This window comes from Rhodanobacter sp. Root179, from assembly GCF_001428465.1.
GTDB lineage: Bacteria > Pseudomonadota > Gammaproteobacteria > Xanthomonadales > Rhodanobacteraceae > Rhodanobacter.
The window spans coordinates 1-19,369 of sequence record NZ_LMHR01000082.1 but is presented as its reverse complement, the minus strand read 5'-3'; the positions used below and the strand labels follow the sequence as shown (position 1 = coordinate 19,369).

Genomic DNA, 19,369 nt, shown 5'->3' with positions numbered 1-19,369 from the left:
TCACTCCCCAGGTTCAAAAATGGATTCGATCGTTTGCCCGAACAGACGGGCAATCTTGAAGGCCAGCGGCAAACTCGGATCGTACTTGCCGGTCTCGATGGCGTTGACGGTTTGCCGCGAAACATCCAGCCGCTCGGCCAGGTCGGCCTGCGACCAGGCCTGCGCGCCGCGCAGTTCACGCACATGGTTATTCATGACTGCGATAGCGCCACAGCACCAGCAGCTTGGCGATGCCGAAGCTGGCGAACAGGCACGGCATCACCCAGATGGCGACCACCTGCCCCGACACCGACCAGCCCACGTTGGCGCCCATCAGCAGGCCGAAGCTGAAGAAGCCGAAGCCGGTGGCCATGGCGGAGATCGCGAACGCCTCCAGGTCGATGCGCCGCTCGAGTTCATCCTGGTCGCGAACCACGCGAACCATCGCGCGAATGGCCAGCAGGATGGGCAACAGGGGCAGCAGGGCCAGCACGACGCGCCAGGTGACACTGTCGACCCGGGCCAATACCAGCGCCGAAAGGAAGATCAGTACGACATACGCGGCCATGGCCGGCAGGAATTCGCGCAGGTAGCGCTTGTGCACTTCGCGCATGGCCATCAGTCATGTCCCCCGGTTGATGGTGTGGTCGACGACACGGGCCTCATCCCTGCCTCCGGTCATCTGCCAGCGCCGCCTTCTGCCGACGGTGACGGATCAGCTGCAGCATGGCAAAAGCGATGAATGCCGCCGCCATCCCCGCGAACACGCCCCACAACTGATCGTCGTTCTTCATGTAGGCAAAGGCGGCCACCACCGTCATCAGCACGGCGGCCAGCAAGGCGCGCACGTAACCGGGAATGCCCGAATCGCCGGCGCAGGCAAACATGTCGCCGCCATAGCGCCGGACCATCACCGATCGGACGATCCCGTAGCTGGCCATCATCAGCGGGAACACCCAGATCAGGATCGATCCGTCGATGGCGAGCACGTGCGCCGCCGCCAGAAAGCCGCCGACCAGGCTGAGCGCCGCCGTAAGCATCGTGGCCACGCCCAGCGCCACCAGGTGCATGCGCTGCTCCAGTTCGTCGCTCTCGCGGATACGCCGGGCCATCAGCATGAACAGGTAGAGCATCGGCAGCACCGGTGCCAACGCCAGCAGGCCTTTGGCCGCCCAGCCCTCCACCGTGCGTGCCAATGGCCATACCAGCAACAGCAGCACGATGTAGACACTCATGCTGAGCAGGGTCTGCCACTGGTAGCTCTTGTTCGAAAGACGGGTCATCACGTGGCCTCAAAGCGACTTCAGGAACTCGTCCAGCGCCTGCTGAAACCTCACCGGCTGGTCGAGCATCACGAAGTGCCTCGACGGCGAGATCGAGACCACCTTCGCCTTCGGCGCATCGGCCAGCAGCGACTGGTAGTACGCCGTCTTCTGCGCCTCGCTCATCGCCATCGGCGGCTGGCTGAAATCCGGTGCGTTGTATGGCGCGATCTCCACGATCGGCACGTTCGCGTTCTTCAGCGCCGCACGTCCGTCGAAGGCGAGATCCTCGGCCATGTACTGCGCGCTGGCCTTGATGTCGCTGCGCGCATTCATCGGCGCGTAGCGCGCGGCCAGCTGCGGATCGATCACGCCGATCTTCTGCATGTAGCCCAGCGACTGCGCCTGGAACTGCTCCGGCGTCACCGCCGCCATCTGCCGCTGCATCTGCGCCGCCATCGCCTTGCGCTGCTCCGCGCTCACCCGCTCCATGCCGGGAAAGATCGGCAGGCCATCCACCGCCACCACACCCGAGATCAGTTCGGGATGCTCACCGGCAAAGCGCAGCGCCAGCGTGCCGCCCAGGCTGTGACCGACCAGCACCGGCTGGTCGATCTTCCGCTGTTCGATCAACTGCTCCAGCGACGCACCCGCCCGATCGAACAGGTTGTCGCCGTCAGCCGGCGCCGGCACGCCATCAAAACCCGCCAGCGTCACCGCGTACACCACGTGATCCTTCTGCAACTGCTTGATCGTCCGCTGCCACACCCACGGCCCACCCTGCAGTCCGGGAATCAGGATCACCGCACGACCATGGTCGCCGTGACGCTCGACTTTCAACGTACCTACCGTGCTAGCCGTCGGCGACTGCGCCAGCGCCACCGACGCACCGGTCAGCAGCGCCAGTGCCAGCACCGGGAAAATCCAGCGACGCGATCCTTTTTTCATGGCGATATCTCCTCGGAAATGATGTCAAGCAACCTTGACAAATCCAGAGTAAGGAGTCCGCCCACAAAATGTCAAGCGACCTTGACTAAACTTCTCAAACCGGTGGCGGCAAGGTCGGAACGCCGTGAAAAACTTCCGACATCGCCACTATCGATTGGTGACCAAGTTCGCACTTTCTGGTGCCAAATTTTGTCAGGGAATCCTGACAACTGGCCGAAATTCGTTGGCCTGCCTCATTCCGTCCATCGTCGAGGCCTGCCTCGCAGCCCAAGTAATCGTTTACGCGATAACATGGCACGCATGTTGCTTGAGACGTGTTGGTCACGGCGAAATTCGCGACTGACACTTCGTCCGGGGGGACGCAAGACGTTGGCCCAGGCGAATCCCGCAGTACTGAATCCTGCAGATCGCAGATTCCGTCTCATCGTCCATCCCAAGTTCAAGTCAAACCCAACCGCTACCCACCAAGGAAACTGCAATGAACAAGACCCTGCTTTCCAGCGCCCTGGTTGCCGTCATGGCTGCCGTCGCTTTTGCCCCGAGCGCCCAGGCGACCGACGGCACCATCAATTTCACCGGCGCCGTCACGGGCTCCACCTGCACCGTCCAGATCAACGGCGCCGCTGGTCCGGCCACCGTCACCTTGCCGACCGTCTCGACCACTGCGCTCTCCGCCTCAGGCGCCACCGCCGGCCAGACCGCATTCAAGATCAACCTGTCCGGCTGCGCCGGTTCGCCGACCGCCACCAAGGCCTCGACCTTCTTCGAGAACGGCCCCACCGTGAATGCCGCTGGCCGCCTGGCCAACACCGGCACTGCCACCGGCGTCGATGTGCAGCTGGTCAACAGCGACAACAGCGTGATTACCGCCGGCAGCGCCGCTCCGACCACGGGCGCCGGCGTGGCCACGATCACCGCCAACGCCGCCACCCTGAACTACTACGCCCGCTACTACGCCACCGCCGCCGCCACCGCCGGCACCGTGGCCAGCAGCGTGCAGTTCTCGGTGATCTACCAGTAATACCGCAACACCACGTGGGCACCGCGACCGGCCACGCCGCGTCGCGGTGCCACGCCAGGATTCCTGTCCAGCAATCGCCTGAGGCTGCCCCGTGAAAAATTCCATCCACGCCCTGGCTGTGGCGTTGCTGCTGTTTTGCCTGAGCGTTGCCACTGCCCAGGCAAACGTCGTCATCGGCGGAACGCGAGTGGTGTTTCCCGCTCAGGACGGCGAAGTCACGGTCCGATTGACCAACGACAACGATATGCCTGCCCTGGTCGAGGCCTGGATCGACAGCGGGGACGAACATTCCACGCCGGACAAGGTCAACACGCCGTTCCTGATCACGCCACCCATCTTTCGGATGGATCCGCACAGGGACCAGAGCCTGCGCATCATCGCGACCTCGGCACCGTTGCCGACCGATCGCGAGTCACTGTTCTGGCTCAATGTGCTGGAAATCCCGCCCAAACCCAGCGGCAAGGCATTTGCCGGCAAGAACCTGCTGCAATTCGCGATTCGTTCGCGCCTCAAGCTTTTCTATCGTCCCGCTCATCTTGCTGGCGATCCGGCCAAGGCACCTTCGATGGTGACCTGGACGAGTGCGCCCGATGGACAAGGCTATGCACTGGAAGTGCACAACCCCACCCCCTATCACGTCACCATCGTGCAGGCCACGATCCTGGTCGACGGCAATTCCTATGTCAGCGATTCCGGCATGGTCGATCCATTCGGCAAGCTTGCGCTGAAGTTCAAGAATCTTGCCGCGAAGCCTGTGGCCGGTACGACGGTCACCTATGACATCGTCAATGACTACGGCGCCACCACGTCGCTCAAGGGCAGCGTGGCACCGTGAAGGCAAGGCACACCACTGACCGGGCGATGCCGTCGCACCGGCATGGGGTGTGCCGGCAGGCATTGCTGAGCACGGCGATCACGCTGGTACTTGGCGCCTGGAGCATGTCGACTCTGGCTGCCTCGGCCAATGCAACAGCAGCGGTGGATGCGGCCGGCGGGGCGATCGCCGGTCCTGTCGCGACCGGTGCCGACTCCACCAGCAACGTTGCGGACGCCGGAACCACCAGTGATGGTGAGGCCGACATGGCGTTTTCGTTCGATCGCAGCATGCTGTCCGGCGCGGGCAGCAACACCACCGACCTTTCCCGTTTCGAGCATGGCAATCCGGTGTTGCCCGGCTCGTACAACGTCGACATCTATCTCAACAACAACTGGGCAGGCAGGCGCGATGTGCGCTTTGCATCAGCGGCACCCGATGCCAGTGCAGCACCATGCGTCGATCGTCAACTGCTCGCCCTCTTGGGATTGCATCCGGCCAATCTGTCCAGCGAACTCGTCAAGGCGCTGGCGGACCCTGTCACCTGCGTCAGCATTGGCGACCTGATCCCCGGGGCGTCGATGAGCTTCGACATGGGCAATCTGCGCCTGGATACCAGCGTGCCGCAGGCTTACCTGCAGCAGCGCGCGCGCGGCTATGTCAGCCCGGAATACTGGGATGAGGGTGTGCCGGCGGCACTGCTCAACTACAACTTCAACAGCTACCGCAGCAGCAGTCACGGGCAGACGCAGACCACCTCCTATCTGGGCCTGAATGCCGGCTTCAACCTCGGCGCCTGGCATTTCCGTCAGGACTCGACCGTCAACTGGCAATCCGCCACCGCCGGCATGCGTGCGCGCAAACGCTGGCAGAACATCGACAGCTACGTGCGCCGTGATCTGCCGTCGCTGGGCGCACAGGTGACGATCGGCGACAGTTACACCGATGGCCAGGTCTTCGACAGCTTCGGCATTCGCGGTGTGCAGTTGGCCACTGATGACCGCATGCTGCCCGACTCGCTGCGCGGCTATGCGCCGGTGGTGCGCGGCGTGGCCAACACCAACGCCAAAGTCACCGTGACCCAGAACGGCGTGCAGCTCTACCAGACCACGGTGGCACCGGGACCGTTCGTGATCAACGACCTGTATCCGACCGGCTACGGCGGCAACCTGGACGTGACCGTAACCGAAGCTGACGGCCGCACGCATACGTTCGCCGTGCCGTATGCGTCGGTCGCGCAGTTGTTGCGCCCCGGCACCACGCGTTTCGACGTGGCCGCCGGTCAATTGCGCAACACGGCCTTGCTGAACTCGCCGAACGTGTTGCACGCCACCGTGCAGCACGGCTTCAACAACCTGCTGACCGGCTATGCCGGTATCGAGGGGTCCCGGGGATATGCCGCGCTCCTGCTGGGCAGTGCCATCAACACGCGCTACGGTGCCTTCGCTCTCGATGTCACCCAGGCGCGCACGGCCATTCCCGGTTTCGGCAGCCACTCCGGGCACAGCATGCGCCTGAGCTACAGCAAGATCCTGCCCGACACCCAGACCTCGCTGACGGTTGCCGCCTACCGCTACTCCACCAGCGGCTTCCTGAGCCTGACTGATGCGGCACTGGCTCGCGATTATGCGCGCCGTGGACTGGATGCCTTCAGCTACGCCGCGCCGACGAATGTCACCCTGATCGACGGCATGCCTCTGCAAACCGTGCTGACCCCGGCGCAGCAGGCGGCACTGGCCGGCCACAGCTACGACCCGGTGATCAATCCGACCGGGCTGCAGCGGCAACGCAACCGTTTCCAGCTCAGCATGAACCAGCGCCTCGGCATGCGCGGCGGCTCGCTGTATGCCAACGTATCGGCCAGCGACTACTGGAACCGCACCGGCAACGATACGCAGTTCCAGGTGGGCTACAGCAATTCGTACCATCGACTGAACTACGGCATCTCGGCGACCCGCACCCGCGACGCACTGGGCCGCTACGACAACGAGTACTTCGCCACCTTCAGCCTGCCACTAGGTGGCAGCGCACACGCACCCAGCCTGATGCTCAACCTGGCCCATGACAGCAGCGGCGACAACCGGGATCAGGCCATGCTGAACGGGTCGCTCGGTGCGGACAATCAATTCAACTATGGTGCCACCGTCGCGCACAACAGCGGCAACGACGCCGGCGGCAGCAGCGGCAGCGTCAACCTCGGCTACCGCAGCCCTTACGCCATATTCAATGCCAGCGCCGGTACCGGCAGCGGCTATTCGCAGGCATCGCTGGGCATGAGCGGCGCTGTCGTGGCCCACCCCGGCGGCATCACCTTCGGCCAACCGATCGGCGATACCGTGGGCATCGTCTACGTGCCCGGCGCCGCCGGCGCACGACTCGACAACGCCGCCGGCGCGCGAGTGGACCACTTCGGCTATGCCATCGTGCCCTACCTCACGCCCTACAGCCTTAACACCATCCAGGTAGACCCCAAAGGCCTGCCGCTGAACGTGCAACTGGACGCCACCAGCACTCAGGTGGCGCCGCACGCCGGCGCGGTGGTGATGATGAAATTCAAGACCGAAAATGGCCGCACCATCCTCGTTCGCGCACGCCTCGCCAATGGCGATGCCTTGCCATTCGGTGCGCAGGTATTCAACGCCCGGGGAACTGCACTCGCCGTGGTCGGGCAAGCGGGGCAAATCCTCGTCCGTGGCGTCGATCAAGCCGGCGAGCTGACTGTACGCTGGCAGGACAATAATGGAACGACGCAGTCATGCTCACTTCCCTATAGGACTGAAAGGCGGGACAGGGAATTGCGGCCGAAAAGTTATGAAGAAGTCCACACGATATGCACGAAAATATCCTCCAGCAACACCGCCGGCAAGAACGGCGCCTGAAGCCCACGACCAGCGTCACGACCTCATCAAAAGCACTTAATCTAATGAAGTGTGCTTTGCTCGTCGCACCGCATAATTGAATCTGCAGGGATCGATATGCATCCTTCACTCATCGTGGCCATGCGAGGCCTTATGTTCTGCAACCGGCTCAGTCAATCGCGTCTACCTTGGACCTGGTTATGCCTGCTGACACTCCTGTCCGCTCTATTCGCCTTCCCAGCCACTGCGTTGGCACAAGCTCGGTGCTACTACGAAGATGGGCGCGGTAATGCCATCAATGCGCCTACTACGCAAATTGTCACCTTCAGCAGTGTCACCATTGCTCTCTCAAGCCAAGCCGCTGGTAGCACCATCGGCCCCCCGCGGGCAGCCACGACCGCAGGCGACACCATCTACATAGCATGTCTAAACGGCGGCACTCCAGGCGGCCTGCAACCATCCTATGGTACCTATGACGTCGCCACTAAAACCATTTACAGCCCAACGCCAGGGGTCGCATTCAAGATATTGCGATCAGGCAACCCCATACCACTATATCCAAACGACTCATTGAATGGTGGCACAACAACGACATTTTCCAATACAACGACATTCCAGCTGATTTCGACCGGAGTGCTTCCCAGCAGCGGAAATCAAATTCCCGCGGGCACGGTCTTGGGCCAATGGAATTTCAACAATGTGTGCACTACGCCAATCATTAAAAACAATGGCAACTATGATGGGTGCACCACTAACACGCCCGTACAAACCGTCATTATCTTTCAATCAGGCGGCGTGACGTTCATCGCCCCCACCTGCAGTGTTTCCACAGGCAGCCAGAGCTTGACCGTTGCCTTGCCCTCCGTATCCGCCAATGCACTCGGTGCTGTCGGAGCCACGGCGGGCACGACGCGATTCGGAATCAACCTCACTGGCTGCACATCCAATCTTGCCGTCAGCGCCACGTTGAGTAGCAGCAACGCCTATACCGTCAATGGCGTCATCGCACCCACAATCGGCGCCGGCTACGCCAGCGGCGTGGGTATCCAGATCCTTCGCGCCGATGGCATAACACCGGTTACATTCGACAGCGCGTTTCCGACAGGTACCACGAACGGCGCCAATTACAGCTTCAATCTCTACGCACGCTACTACCAGACCGCCACACCAGTAACGCCTGGCCAGGTTCAAGCCACGGCAACCTATACGTTGACCTACCAGTAGCGGCGACCGCGGTTGTTTCGAACACCGATGCCGGCTATTCGTAAGTCTGCGTGACCAGCATCGGTGCGGCGTCGACTCGACTGGCGCTGAGGTAGCCGTAGAAGTACTTCAGCACGCGATCCGATTCCGCATGGGTCAGCCGTCTGACTGTCACGACATGGGTTCGTGGTGACGACATCGGCGAATCAAGTTCGGCACAGCTCTGTCGATAACTTCGTCGCGGGGCAACCGAAGCTTGAGCCGAAGCGCTGGTATCCGTTGCCACATGGCACGTTGGCACAACGATGCGGCCCGAAAAAGTGATTCGGCCGTCTGCTGCTTCCGCAGCAGGCACGAACAGCATCCAGGTGCACATGCAACCGGACAATACGGTACAAAACCGATCAGTCACGTCCATGCCCTCCATTGCATCCCGCCGCGCAAGATGACCGGAGGTGTTGCCGCAGATTCCTCCGGTTTCCCGAAGATCCACTAGGGGCGGATTCTCAGGGTCGAAGCTAATTACACTTCAGACGTGAGGTGCTCGTGAAGATTCGGTGCACCGAAGGAAGCGAAGGCCCGGCCACGCTGCCGATCCGAGGCCTTCACCGCGACGAAATGTACTTCTCGCGCCTGATCTGCTTCACCGGCAGGTCGAACTCCTGCAGCGCCGCAAACGCCGCGTCGACCATGTTCGGGTTGCCGCACAGGTAGGCGATGTCGCGGTCGACGTGCGGGCCGAGTTCGGCCAGCACGTGTTGCACGTGGCCGCTACGGTCGCTGCTGCGAGGCACGGCGCGGGCTTCGCGGCTGAGGCAGCCGTGGAAGTGGAAGCCGGGGTGGGCTTGCGCGAAGGCTTCGAACTCTTCGCCGTAGAGCAGCTCGGTTTCGTTGCGGGCACCGTACAGCAGCACCACTTCGCGATCGCCGGCGGCCAGCAGCTTTTCGATCTGCGGCAGCATGGCGCGGTACGGGGTGACGCCGGTGCCAGTGGCCAGCAGCAGGTAGCGCGGATGGGTGTCCGCTTCCTGCAGGCAGAAGCGGCCGTACGGGCCGCTGGCGTCGATCACGCCGCCGTGTGCTAGCCCGCCAAGCAACTTGGTTGCCGCACCGCCGTCGACATAGCTCACTGCGATCTCAACGCGCTGCACGGGTGAACTGCCGTCGCCGACGCTGCCCACCGAATAACTGCGCTTGGTCGCGGTGCCATCGTCGTAGTGGAAATGCACCTGCAGGAACTGCCCGGGCTGGAAGGCCAGCGGCTGGCCGTCGACGCGCTCGAACACCAGGTGGCGCACGGTGGGCGCCAGCATGACGCTGTCGACAAGACGGAGCTGAAAATGATCGGCCATGGCATCCCTGAAACGGTACGTGCGGAAACAGTGTGTGCCGCCAGACAGGCTCGGGCGGTGCGGCTTGGCCCGCTATAATAAGGGCTAACCCCCTCGGTGCAGCCCATGTCCCCGGAAATCCGCCCCACGGCACCCGCACTTGTCGTCGACAATCTGCGCAAAACCTATCGCAATGGCGTCGAAGCGCTGAAAGGCATCAGCCTGACCGTGCAGCCCGGCGATTTCTTCGCCCTGCTCGGCCCCAATGGCGCCGGCAAGTCGACCCTGATCGGCATCCTGTCGTCGCTGGTGAACGCCACCGACGGTGACGCCCAGGTGTTCGGCGTGTCGGTGAACAATCAGCGCAGCGAGGCGATGAAGCTGATCGGGCTGGTGCCGCAGGAGATCAACTTCAACCAGTTCGAAAAGCCGTTCGACATCTGCGTCAACGAGGCGGGCTTCTACGGCATCCCGCGCAAGCTCGCTGCGGAGCGTGCGGAAAAGTACCTGAAGGAACTGCGCCTGTGGGACAAGGCCTTCCACCAGGCGCGCGAGATGTCCGGCGGCATGAAGCGGCGGCTGATGATTGCCCGCGCGATGATGAACGAGCCGAAGCTGCTGATCCTGGACGAACCGACCGCCGGCGTCGACATCGAGATTCGCCGCTCGATGTGGCAGTTCGTCAGCGCGATCAACGCGGCCGGCACCACGGTGATCCTGACCACGCATTACCTGGAGGAAGCCGAGTCGCTGTGCCGCAACATCGCGATCATCGACCACGGCACCATCATCGAGAACACCAGCATGAAACGCCTGCTGGCCACGCTGGACGTGGAGACCTTCGTGCTCGACGTCAGCGAAGTGCCGCCCGAGCTGCCGCAACTGGACGGCATCGGCTTCCGCCGCATCGACGAGCGCACGCTGGAGGCGGAAATGGCGCGCACGCAGAACCTCAACGCACTGTTCGGCGCGCTGACCGCCGGCGGCATCACGGTGAACTCGATGCGCACCAAGACCAACCGGCTGGAGGAGCTGTTCGTGCGGCTGGTCGAGCAGGGCCGTGCGCCGGCCCGGGAGAAAACGGCATGAACGCCTCGACCAACCTTGTCGCGCTGTATACCGTGGCGCGCCGCGAAATCGTGCGGATCGTGCGCATCTGGACGCAGACGCTGATCCCGCCCATCATCACGATGACGCTGTACTTCATCATCTTCGGCAAGCTGATCGGCAGCCGCATCGGCATCGTCGAGGGCGGCTTCAGCTACATGCAGTACATCGTGCCGGGGCTGGTGATGATGAGCGTCATCAACAACAGCTACATGAACATTTCCAGCTCGTTCTACGGCGCCAAGTTCCAGCGCTCGGTGGAAGAAATGCTGGTGTCGCCGATGGCCAACTGGGCGATCCTCTACGGCTACGTGATCGGCGCGGTGGCACGCGCCCTGGTGGTCGGCGCGCTGGTGCTGCTGGTGGCGCTGTTCTTCACCTCGCTGCACGTGGCGCATCCGCTGGTGGCGCTGGCCGCGGTCACCCTGGGCGCGGTCATCTTCGCGCTGGCCGGTTTCATCAATGCGGTATTCGCGAGCAAGTTCGACGACATCGCGCTGGTGCCGACCTTCGTGATCACCCCGCTGACCTACCTCGGCGGCGTGTTCTATTCGATCAACATGCTGGGCGAACCGTGGCGCGCCATCTCCCACGCCAACCCGATCCTGTACATGGTCAACGCATTCCGCTACGGCGTGCTCGGCATCAGCGACGTGTCGGTGGGCGGTGCGTTCGCGGTGATGCTGGTTTTCATCGCCGGACTGACCATCGCCGCGCTGCAGTTGCTCAAGCGCGGCGTGGGGCTGAGGTCGTAGGGCGAGAAGTGAGTGGGGAGGAGTGAGAAACGAGAGAACGGCACCTCCGCTCACTTCCACCTCTCGCTCCGCTTTCCCGAGTCACCGTCCTGTACATTTGCGTGAGTCGCAGGATCGCCCTGGCTCTCTCTCATTTCTCACTCCTCCACCCTCACTCCTGCCCTATGCGCGTCAACAAGTACATCAGCGAAGCCGGCCTCTGTTCGCGCCGCGAGGCGGACGAGTTGCTGCTGGCCGGCCGGGTCAGCATCAACGGCGAAGTGGTCACGACCGGTGCGAAGGCGCTGGATGGCGACGAGGTACGCGTCGATGGCGAGATCGTCAAGGCGCGCGTCCTCGCTACCACGCCGGGTGCAAAGAAAGCGATCTATATCGCGCTGAACAAGCCGGTGGGGATCACCTGCACCACCGACCAGGGCGTGGACGGCAACATCGTGGACTTCATCGACCATCCGCAGCGGATCTTTCCGATCGGCCGGCTGGACAAGGATTCCGAGGGGCTGATCCTGCTGACCAGCAACGGCGACATCGTCAACGAGATCCTCCGCGCGGAGAACCACCACGAGAAGGAATACCTGGTCGGCGTGAACAAGGCGGTGACCGACGAATTCCTGGCCGGCATGAGCAAGGGCGTGCGCATCCACGGCCAGATGACCCAGCGTTGCCGCGTGCGCCGGATCGCCAAGTTCGGCTTCTCGATCGTGCTGACCCAGGGCCTCAACCGGCAGATCCGGCTGATGGCCGCCGCCTTCGGCTACCGGGTGACCCAGCTGCGCCGCGTGCGCATCGACAACGTCAAGCTGGCCCACCTGAAACCCGGCCAGTGGCGCAACCTCACCGAAGCGGAGCTGAAGGGGCTGTTGCCGGGGCGCACGCAGTGGTGAATCGCCGCCGGATGCCACGCTTCAACAGCCGCCGTTCCCGCGAAAGCGGGATGCGCTTTGTCAGCAGCGAAACTGGTCATCCATCTTCCACCGTGCCGAAACGTCAACATGGATTCCCGCTTTCGTGGGAATGACGGCAAAAAGGCGGTAGCCGCCCGTCGCCATGCCGCGCTATGCCGCCGGCAGCGTCTGCAGATCCCAGCGCGGGCGTACCTGGATGGTTTCGTCCTGATGCTGGCCGCTGGCCAGGCGGATCGCGCCGGCCAGCGCGATCATCGCGCCGTTGTCGGTGCAGAAAACCAGCCGCGGGAAATACGCCCGGAAGCCATCCTTCTCGCCGGCCCTGGCCAGCTCGCTGCGCAGATGCCGGTTCGCGCCCACGCCGCCGGCGATCACCAGCCGGCGCGCGCCGCTGGCTTCCAGCGCGCGGCGGCACTTGATGATCAGCGTGTCGACGATCGCCTCCTGGAAGGCGCGGGCGATATCGGCGCGGGTCTGCTCGCTCTGGTCGGATTTCTGCCAGGCCAGCAGCACCTGGGTCTTCAGGCCGGAAAAGCTGAAATCCAGCCCGGGCCGGTCGGTCATCGGGCGGGAGAAGCGGTACGCGCCGGCGCTGCCCTGCTCGGCCAGTTTCGCCAGCGCCGGGCCGCCCGGATATGGCAGGCCCATCAGTTTGGCGGTCTTGTCGAACGCCTCGCCGGCCGCGTCATCCAGGGTGTCGCCCAGGATCGTGTACTGGCCGATCGCCTTCACCTCGACCAGCAGCGAATGGCCGCCGGACACCAGCAAGGCCACGAACGGCGGCTCCGGCGGGTTTTCCTCCAGCAGCGGCGCCAGCAGGTGGCCTTCCATGTGATGCACCCCGATCGCGGGCACGCCCAGCGCCCAGGCCAGCGCGCGGCCCAGCGAGGCGCCCACCAGCAGGGCGCCGACCAGGCCCGGCCCGGCGGTGTAGGCCACCCCGCCCAGGTCCTGCACGGTCAGTCCGGCCTCGGCCAGCGCCTCGCGGATCAGCGGCACCAGCTTGCGCACGTGGTCGCGGCTGGCCAGCTCCGGAACCACGCCGCCGTAATCGGCGTGCAGCTTGATCTGGCTGTACAGCGTATGGGCCAGCAGCCCCTTCCCGGGCGCGTCCGGCTGCCAGCGCAACAGCGCCACGCCGGTCTCGTCGCAGGAGCTCTCGATGCCCAGAATCGGCTTCATCGGCCCGGCCTTTGAAAATTCTTCGTCATGCACGGTATAATTCCCGGCTCACCACATTCAGCTGTCCTGCAAGAGCAGGCAGATTACCACCCGGAGTTTCCATGCCCAACGTAAAAGTTCGCGAGAACGAGCCGTTCGAGATCGCACTGCGTCGTTTCAAGCGTACCTGCGAAAAGGCCGGCGTCCTGGCCGAAACGCGCAAGCGCGAGTTCTACGAGAAGCCGACCCAGGAACGCAAGCGCAAGCGCGCTGCCGCCGTGAAGCGTCACCTGCGCCGTCTGTCGCGCGACGTTTCCCGCAAGGTTCGCCTGTACTGAGTTTCCCGACCTGCCGCCCGGCAGGTCATGCGGCGCCCCGGCGCTGCTCACCCGGAAACACGGTCGGCGCCAGCTCTTCGACGAGAGCCGCTCGCAGCCACCGCAGGCACAGCCGATACGACATGGCCGGTGTTGTCCCCAGGGGCAACGCCGGCTTTGTCGTTTCCGTAGAATGCTCCATTCATCCCATAAGGCCCCGCCCATGACGCTCAAGCAGCAGCTCACCGAAGACATGAAGAACGCCATGCGCGCCGGCGAAAAGCACCAGCTGGGCGTGATCCGGCTGATGCTGGCCGCGATCAAGCAGCGTGAGGTCGATGAGCGGATCGAACTGGACGACGTCCAGGTGCTGGCCACGCTCGAGAAGATGATGAAGCAGCGCAAGGACTCGGTCAGCCAGTTCGATGCGGCCGGCCGCGACGACCTGTCGGCGATCGAACGCGCCGAGATGGTGGTGATCGAGACCTATCTGCCGGCCAAGCTGGACGAGGCCGAGATCGACGCGCTGATCACCGCCGCGATCGCCGAAACCGGCGCCAGCTCGCCGCGCGACATGGGCAAGGTGGTGGCCGCGGTGAAGGAAAAAGCCGCCGGCCGCGCCGACATGGGCGTGGTGTCGGGTCGCATCAAGACCCGCCTGGCGGGCTGATCTCCGTTCGCGGCGTACGCTGCCTCAGCCCTGTCGCAGCAGCACCATCAGCGCCAGCAGGCCGAGCAGGATCGCCATGACGGCCAGCGCCACGCGCTGTCGCCGTCGGCGCAGCCGCTGCCAGTTCGCCATGTCCAGGAAATAACGTCCCTCGCCGGGGCAGCGCAACACCGCGTGCTGCACCAGCGAATACCAGGCCATGCCCTGCTTCAGGCCCAGCTGTTCCGGGCGGCACGCGGTGGCGGGCGTGGTTGCCGCCGCCCGCTCGAACGCGCGGACGATCTTCCGCTGTTTCACCATCATCACCGCGATGATCACCACGATTCGTCACTCCCGGCTGGCCGCGCAGCTTGCCGCGGCCAGCCGGTGCGGGCAAGTGGCGTGATGCATCGGCTTCACGCCACTGGCGCTACAAAGCAAGCCGAGCCGGTGGAGTCCCGCCGTGCCTAACCCGCAGTTGCAGGAGATCGTCATGCTGAAGTGGGCCATCATTTTCGCCATCATCTCGCTGGTCACCGGCTGGCTCGGCTTCGGTGGCGTGTCAGGCGCCAGCGCGACCATCGCCAAGGTGCTGTTCGCCTGCTTCGTGATCCTGTTCCTGCTGGCCGTGCTGGCGGTGATCGGCGTCTTCCACATCCTCTAGGCGTGCTCCGCCGGCGCCTGCCATTGCATGCGCCGGTGGCCCGGCACGCGGCCCTGCGGATTGGCCAGCTTCGATGGGCGCTCGGCGGTCACCACGAACCCCAGCCGCTGATAGAGGCGCTGGGCATCGGGGTTGGTCACCGCCACGCCCAGCACGACGGGGCCGAGCGCAGCCGCCGGCCGCTGCGCCAGCAGGTGGGCGACCAGGGCGGTGCCCGCACCCTTGCCGCGCAGGGCCGGGCTCACACCCAGATGTCCCAGGTAATACAGGTCGCCGGCCGGCGGCGGGATCACCGACTCGGTGCGCAGGCCACGCCCGATCACCCCGGGCGCATGGCGCCAGCCGTAATGGCGCACGATCTGCCGCGCCGCGGCCAGGGTGAACGGCCACTTGGTGTCGCCGCCGTAGCCCGCCCCGACCGCCACCACCACGCCGTCGCGCTCGCCCACCACGTGGTTGCGCCAGCCGAACTCGCCCGCGCCGTCGACGAAGGCCCGCCGCAGGAAGGCCTGCGCATCACCCACGCCCGGCACCGCGAAAACATAATCGAAGGCCGCCGGCCCCGAGCTGTGGATCAGCGGCACCGCCCCCTCCACGTCGGAGGCGGCCGCCGGGCGGAACAGCCATCCAGCCATCGTCGTCACATTCCCGTTGAGACCCCGGCCGAGATTAGCGCAGTCCGCGGACGCGGCGGGGGCGCCGACCGACTAAACTAGGCCGCTTATGCGTGGCCTGATCCCCGACAGCTTCATCGATGAACTGCTTGCCCGCGTCGACATCGTCGACGTGATCGAGCGGCGGGTGCCGTTGAAGAAGGCCGGACGCGAGTGGACGGCGTGCTGCCCGTTCCACAACGAGCGCTCGCCGTCGTTCTACGTCAGCCCGGCCAAGCAGTTCTTCCACTGCTTCGGTTGCGGCGTGCACGGCAGCGCGATCAAGTTCCTGATGGACTACGACCGGCTGGAGTTTCCCGACGCCGTCGAGGAACTGGCCCAGACGGTGGGCCTGACCGTGCCCCGCGAAGGCGGCCGCGAAGCGGCGCCGCGCGAGGACAAGACCGATCTCTACGCGCTGCTGGATGCCGCCGCCGGCTGGTACGAAGGCGAGCTGCCGCGCAGCAGCGATGCCCAGGCCTATTGCAAGAAGCGTGGACTGGACGCCGAGACGATCAGGCGTTTCCGCCTCGGCTGGGCACCGGCCGGCTACGACGGCGTGATCAAGGCGCTGGGCAATACGCCGCGCCGGATGGAGTTGCTGAACGAGGCCGGCATGGTCGCCTCCAGCGAGCGCGGCAGCAAGTACGATCGCTTCCGCGAGCGGCTGATGTTCCCGATCCTCGACCGCCGCGGCCGCGTGATCGCGTTCGGCGGCCGCGTCCTGAGCTCCGAACAATCCCCGAAGTACCTCAACTCTCCCGAGACCCCGCTGTTCCACAAGGGCCGCGAGCTGTTCGCGCTGTGGCAGGTGAAGCAGGCGAACGCGAACCTGCTGCGGATCGTGGTGGTCGAGGGCTACATGGACGTGATCGCGCTGCACCAGGCCGGCTTGCCGATCGCGGTGGCCACGCTGGGCACGGCGACCACACCGGAGCACACCGAGGTGCTGTTCCGTGCCGCGCCGGACGTGGTGTTCTGCTTTGACGGCGACCGCGCCGGCCGCGCCGCCGCGTGGAAGGCGCTGGAATCCGCACTGCCGCGCCTGCGCGACGGTCGCCAGGCGTACTTCCTGTTCCTGCCCGACGGCGAGGACCCGGACTCGCTGGTGCGCAAGGAGGGCAAGGACGGCTTCGAGAAGCGCATCCGGGAAGCGATGCCGCTGTCGGACTATTTCTTCAACGAACTGTCGCACGACGTCGACATGGCCAGCCTCGACGGCCGCGCCCGGCTGGCCGAGCGCGCTCGTCCGCTGATCGGCAAACTGCCCGATGGCGCGTTCCGCGACCTGATGGCGCAGGAGCTGGAAAAGCGCAGCGGTGCGCGCGCGATGCTGCAGGCCGACCCGGCTGCGCACCGCGCGGTGCAACGCCCCACCGCGGTGCAGCGCAGCCTGGTGCGCAGCGCGATCTCGTTGTTGCTGGCCCAGCCTGGCCTGGCCGACCAGGTGGAAAAGCCCTATCGCTTCCTGCGCCTGGACAAGCCCGGCGTGGAGCTGCTGGCCGAGTTGCTCGACCTGGCGCGCGCCCGCCCAGGCATCAATCCGGCGATGCTGGTGGAGCATTTTGCCGAGCGCGAAGCCTACCCGTCGCTGCAAAAACTGATGGCGACCACGGTCGTCGGCGAACCCGAGGCGCAGGCGGCGGAATTCTTCGATGCGCTGCAGCGCATGGAAGACCAGGCGATCACCCAGCGCCGCGATGCGCTGACCGCGAAGAGCCGCGAAGGCACCCTGGACAGCGCCGAGAAGGCCGAACTGCGCGAACTGCTGGCCGCCCGCGTGCGTCCGCCGGTGGCCTCGGCATGACTGCGGTGAACTGCCGCAGGCGCCGCCCCGGCGTGCGCCCTGGGCTCACGCCTGCGACGGACGGTCACGCGAGTGTGGGATCATGCGTGGCTTCGGCCTGGCGGATCACGCAGGACGCACGGGAAAACTGATGGATCTGTTGCAGCAACTGGTGACGATTTTCGCCGAGAACGGCTACCTCGCCGTCTTCCTCGCGCTGATGATCTGTGGCGCCGGCCTGCCCCTGCCCGAAGACATCACCCTGGTCGCCGGCGGCGTGATCGCCGGGCTGGGCTATGCGAACGTCCACGTGATGGTAGCCCTGGCGATGTTCGGCGTGCTGCTGGGCGACTGCGCGATCTTCCTGCTGGGCCACCATTACGGCGCGCGCATCCTGAAGTGGCGTTTCGTGGCGCGCATCCTCACGCCCTCGCGCTACTGCAGGGTGCAGGACAAGTTCCAGCGCTATGGCAACCGCGTGCTGTTCTTCGCCCGCTTCCTGCCCGGCATGCGCACCACCATCTACCTCACCGCCGGCATGACCCATCGCGTGTCGTTCCTGCGCTTCCTGCTGATCGACACCGTGGCCGCGCTGATCAGCGTGCCGTTCTGGGTCTACCTGGGCTTCCTGGGCGCCGACAACCATGCATGGCTGGTGAAGTGGATCCATCGCGGCCAGAGCAGCCTGTGGGCCCTGGTCGGCATTCTCGCGGTGATCGGACTGGTGCTGTGGTGGCGCAGGAAGCACCGCGACCAGTGCGGGCTGGACTGAATCCCCGACATGTCGTCGCGTCGCCTGCTGCCGGACCCTTTCACCCTCGCCCTGCTCGCCACCGTCGTACTGGCCTCGCTGCTGCCTTGCCGGGGCGAGCTGGCGCGAACCTTCGACGTGATCACCGACGCAGCCATCGCGCTGCTGTTCTTCCTGCACGGCGCCAAGCTGCCGCGCTCGGCCATCATGCAGGGGCTGGCCCACTGGCGCCTGCACCTCACCGTGTTCGCCGGCACCTTCGTGCTGTTCCCGCTGCTGGGCCTGGCCCTGCGGCCGCTGGGCCACGCACTGCTCACGCCAGATCTCTACCTTGGCCTGCTGTTCGTCTGCGCGCTGCCCTCGACCGTGCAGTCGTCGATCGCGTTCACCTCGATCGCCGGCGGCAATGTCCCGGCCGCCGTGGTCAGCGCCTCGATGTCGAACCTGATCGGCATCGCGCTGACCCCGCTGCTGGTCGGCCTGCTGCTGGCCACCCGTGGCGGCGGCGCCTCGTGGCACGGCGTGCTGGACATCGTGTTGCAGTTGCTGCTGCCGTTCGCGCTCGGCCATGGCGCGCGGCGCTGGATCGGTGGCTGGATCGATCGGCACAAGCCCGTGCTTGGCTACACCGACCGCGGCACGATCCTGCTGGTGGTCTACACCGCCTTCAGCGCCGCGGTGGTCGCAGGCCTGTGGCGCGACACGCCGCTCTCGGCGCTGCTGTCCACCCTGGCGATGTGCGGCCTGTTGCTGGCGCTGATGATGCCCATCCTGACCTGGACCGCACGACGGCTGGGCTTTTCCCGCGAGGACGAGATCACGATCGTCTTCTGCGGTTCCAAGAAGAGCATGGCCAGCGGCATCCCGATGGCCAAGATCCTGTTCGCCGGCCAGCTCGGCGGCCTCGGCGCGCTGGTGCTGCCGCTGATGATCTTCCATCAGTTGCAGCTGATGGTATGCGCGGTGGTGGCGCGTCGCTATGCGGCGCGCGGGGTGCGCCGCGTTGGCGAGGATGATCGCGACGCGGATTGATTCGGGCGTGTCGCCGAGCGGTCGTTCTCAAGCGATGCTTTTGCCGGATTCGGACGTCATCCTGCCGAGGGCGTGTCACTTTTCTCCTTACCGATGCGACTCAAAAGCTCAGTGCAGAGCGGTCGATCGCCTTCGGCGACCGAGTCACTTTTCTCTTGCGTGGCCAAGAGAAA

Annotated in this window: 21 protein-coding genes; 13 read left to right on the top strand and 8 right to left on the bottom strand. The window is 64.9% G+C overall.

Features of this window, described 5'->3' with window-relative positions; genetic code table 11:
* The 4 genes from ASD82_RS11615 to ASD82_RS11600 are packed head-to-tail and all read right to left on the bottom strand — an operon-like array spanning position 1 to position 2,189.
* Entirely contained in the window at positions 1-195 is a 195-nt protein-coding gene (locus ASD82_RS11615; protein ID WP_007806678.1) for a helix-turn-helix transcriptional regulator, read from the bottom strand.
* Entirely contained in the window at positions 188-598 is a 411-nt protein-coding gene (locus tag ASD82_RS11610) for a hypothetical protein (protein ID WP_056717992.1), read from the bottom strand. The genes ASD82_RS11615 and ASD82_RS11610 overlap by 8 nt, the downstream gene beginning before the upstream one ends.
* A gap of 43 nt (positions 599-641) precedes the next feature.
* Positions 642-1,262, bottom strand: coding sequence for a hypothetical protein (locus tag ASD82_RS11605; protein ID WP_056717991.1), 621 nt, complete (start codon positions 1,260-1,262; stop codon positions 642-644).
* Positions 1,263-1,271: 9 nt separating this feature from the next.
* Positions 1,272-2,189, bottom strand: a complete 918-nt coding sequence (locus ASD82_RS11600) for an alpha/beta hydrolase (protein ID WP_056717990.1) — start codon at positions 2,187-2,189, stop codon at positions 1,272-1,274.
* Between the two features lie 478 nt (positions 2,190-2,667).
* Between ASD82_RS11600 and ASD82_RS11595 the strand changes: the two genes are divergently transcribed.
* From ASD82_RS11595 to ASD82_RS17765, 4 genes are all read left to right on the top strand, one after another.
* A complete protein-coding gene (locus ASD82_RS11595; protein ID WP_056717989.1) occupies positions 2,668-3,210 on the top strand; it encodes a fimbrial protein in 543 nt (180 codons plus the stop codon).
* Between the two features lie 91 nt (positions 3,211-3,301).
* Positions 3,302-4,045 (top strand): molecular chaperone, encoded by a 744-nt coding sequence (locus ASD82_RS11590; RefSeq protein WP_056717988.1) that lies wholly within the window; start codon positions 3,302-3,304, stop codon positions 4,043-4,045.
* Positions 4,046-4,149: 104 nt separating this feature from the next.
* Positions 4,150-6,903: a fimbria/pilus outer membrane usher protein gene (locus ASD82_RS11585; RefSeq protein WP_157599252.1), complete on the top strand. Its 2,754-nt coding sequence runs from the start codon at positions 4,150-4,152 to the stop codon at positions 6,901-6,903.
* Positions 6,904-6,999: 96 nt separating this feature from the next.
* Entirely contained in the window at positions 7,000-8,106 is a 1,107-nt protein-coding gene (locus ASD82_RS17765; protein WP_157599251.1) for a fimbrial protein, read from the top strand.
* A gap of 584 nt (positions 8,107-8,690) precedes the next feature.
* On the opposite strand, the gene ASD82_RS11575 is transcribed toward ASD82_RS17765, so the two are convergent.
* Positions 8,691-9,437 (bottom strand): FAD-binding oxidoreductase, encoded by a 747-nt coding sequence (locus ASD82_RS11575; protein ID WP_056717985.1) that lies wholly within the window; start codon positions 9,435-9,437, stop codon positions 8,691-8,693.
* A gap of 105 nt (positions 9,438-9,542) precedes the next feature.
* Between ASD82_RS11575 and ASD82_RS11570 the strand changes: the two genes are divergently transcribed.
* The 3 genes from ASD82_RS11570 to ASD82_RS11560 all read left to right on the top strand — a co-directional run bounded on the left by ASD82_RS11570 (position 9,543) and on the right by ASD82_RS11560 (position 12,162).
* A complete protein-coding gene (locus tag ASD82_RS11570; protein ID WP_056717984.1) occupies positions 9,543-10,505 on the top strand; it encodes an ABC transporter ATP-binding protein in 963 nt (320 codons plus the stop codon).
* Positions 10,502-11,278, top strand: coding sequence for an ABC transporter permease (locus tag ASD82_RS11565; RefSeq protein ID WP_007806705.1), 777 nt, complete (start codon positions 10,502-10,504; stop codon positions 11,276-11,278). Before ASD82_RS11570 ends, ASD82_RS11565 begins: the two co-directional genes overlap by 4 nt.
* Positions 11,279-11,442: 164 nt before the next feature.
* Positions 11,443-12,162, top strand: a complete 720-nt coding sequence (locus tag ASD82_RS11560; protein ID WP_056717983.1) for a pseudouridine synthase — start codon at positions 11,443-11,445, stop codon at positions 12,160-12,162.
* A gap of 171 nt (positions 12,163-12,333) precedes the next feature.
* On the opposite strand, the gene tsaD is transcribed toward ASD82_RS11560, so the two are convergent.
* A complete protein-coding gene (gene tsaD, locus ASD82_RS11555) occupies positions 12,334-13,365 on the bottom strand; it encodes a tRNA (adenosine(37)-N6)-threonylcarbamoyltransferase complex transferase subunit TsaD (protein WP_056717982.1) in 1,032 nt (343 codons plus the stop codon).
* Positions 13,366-13,466: 101 nt separating this feature from the next.
* Here tsaD and rpsU point away from each other — a divergent pair, with 101 nt between their 5' ends.
* Positions 13,467-13,682, top strand: a complete 216-nt coding sequence (gene rpsU, locus ASD82_RS11550; RefSeq protein ID WP_007081639.1) for a 30S ribosomal protein S21 — start codon at positions 13,467-13,469, stop codon at positions 13,680-13,682.
* Positions 13,683-13,884: 202 nt separating this feature from the next.
* Entirely contained in the window at positions 13,885-14,331 is a 447-nt protein-coding gene (locus tag ASD82_RS11545; protein WP_056717981.1) for a GatB/YqeY domain-containing protein, read from the top strand.
* Positions 14,332-14,355: 24 nt separating this feature from the next.
* Here ASD82_RS11545 and ASD82_RS11540 read toward each other — a convergent pair whose 3' ends face one another.
* Complete coding sequence (locus ASD82_RS11540) at positions 14,356-14,652, bottom strand: hypothetical protein (protein WP_056717980.1); 297 nt, start codon at positions 14,650-14,652, stop codon at positions 14,356-14,358.
* A gap of 151 nt (positions 14,653-14,803) precedes the next feature.
* Between ASD82_RS11540 and ASD82_RS11535 the strand changes: the two genes are divergently transcribed.
* Positions 14,804-14,974, top strand: coding sequence for a DUF1328 domain-containing protein (locus ASD82_RS11535; RefSeq protein WP_082542842.1), 171 nt, complete (start codon positions 14,804-14,806; stop codon positions 14,972-14,974).
* Here ASD82_RS11535 and ASD82_RS11530 read toward each other — a convergent pair.
* Entirely contained in the window at positions 14,971-15,609 is a 639-nt protein-coding gene (locus tag ASD82_RS11530) for an N-acetyltransferase (RefSeq protein ID WP_056717978.1), read from the bottom strand. The two genes, ASD82_RS11535 and ASD82_RS11530, sit on opposite strands and share 4 nt — an antisense overlap.
* A gap of 88 nt (positions 15,610-15,697) precedes the next feature.
* On the opposite strand from ASD82_RS11530, the gene dnaG reads away from it, so the two are divergent.
* The 3 genes from dnaG to ASD82_RS11515 all read left to right on the top strand — a co-directional run bounded on the left by dnaG (position 15,698) and on the right by ASD82_RS11515 (position 19,196).
* A complete protein-coding gene (gene dnaG / locus ASD82_RS11525) occupies positions 15,698-17,434 on the top strand; it encodes a DNA primase (protein ID WP_056717977.1) in 1,737 nt (578 codons plus the stop codon).
* 130 nt (positions 17,435-17,564) lie between these two features.
* Positions 17,565-18,185, top strand: a complete 621-nt coding sequence (locus tag ASD82_RS11520) for a DedA family protein (protein ID WP_056717976.1) — start codon at positions 17,565-17,567, stop codon at positions 18,183-18,185.
* Positions 18,186-18,194: 9 nt separating this feature from the next.
* Positions 18,195-19,196, top strand: a complete 1,002-nt coding sequence (locus ASD82_RS11515) for a bile acid:sodium symporter family protein (protein ID WP_056717975.1) — start codon at positions 18,195-18,197, stop codon at positions 19,194-19,196.
* Positions 19,197-19,369 lie beyond the last annotated feature (173 nt).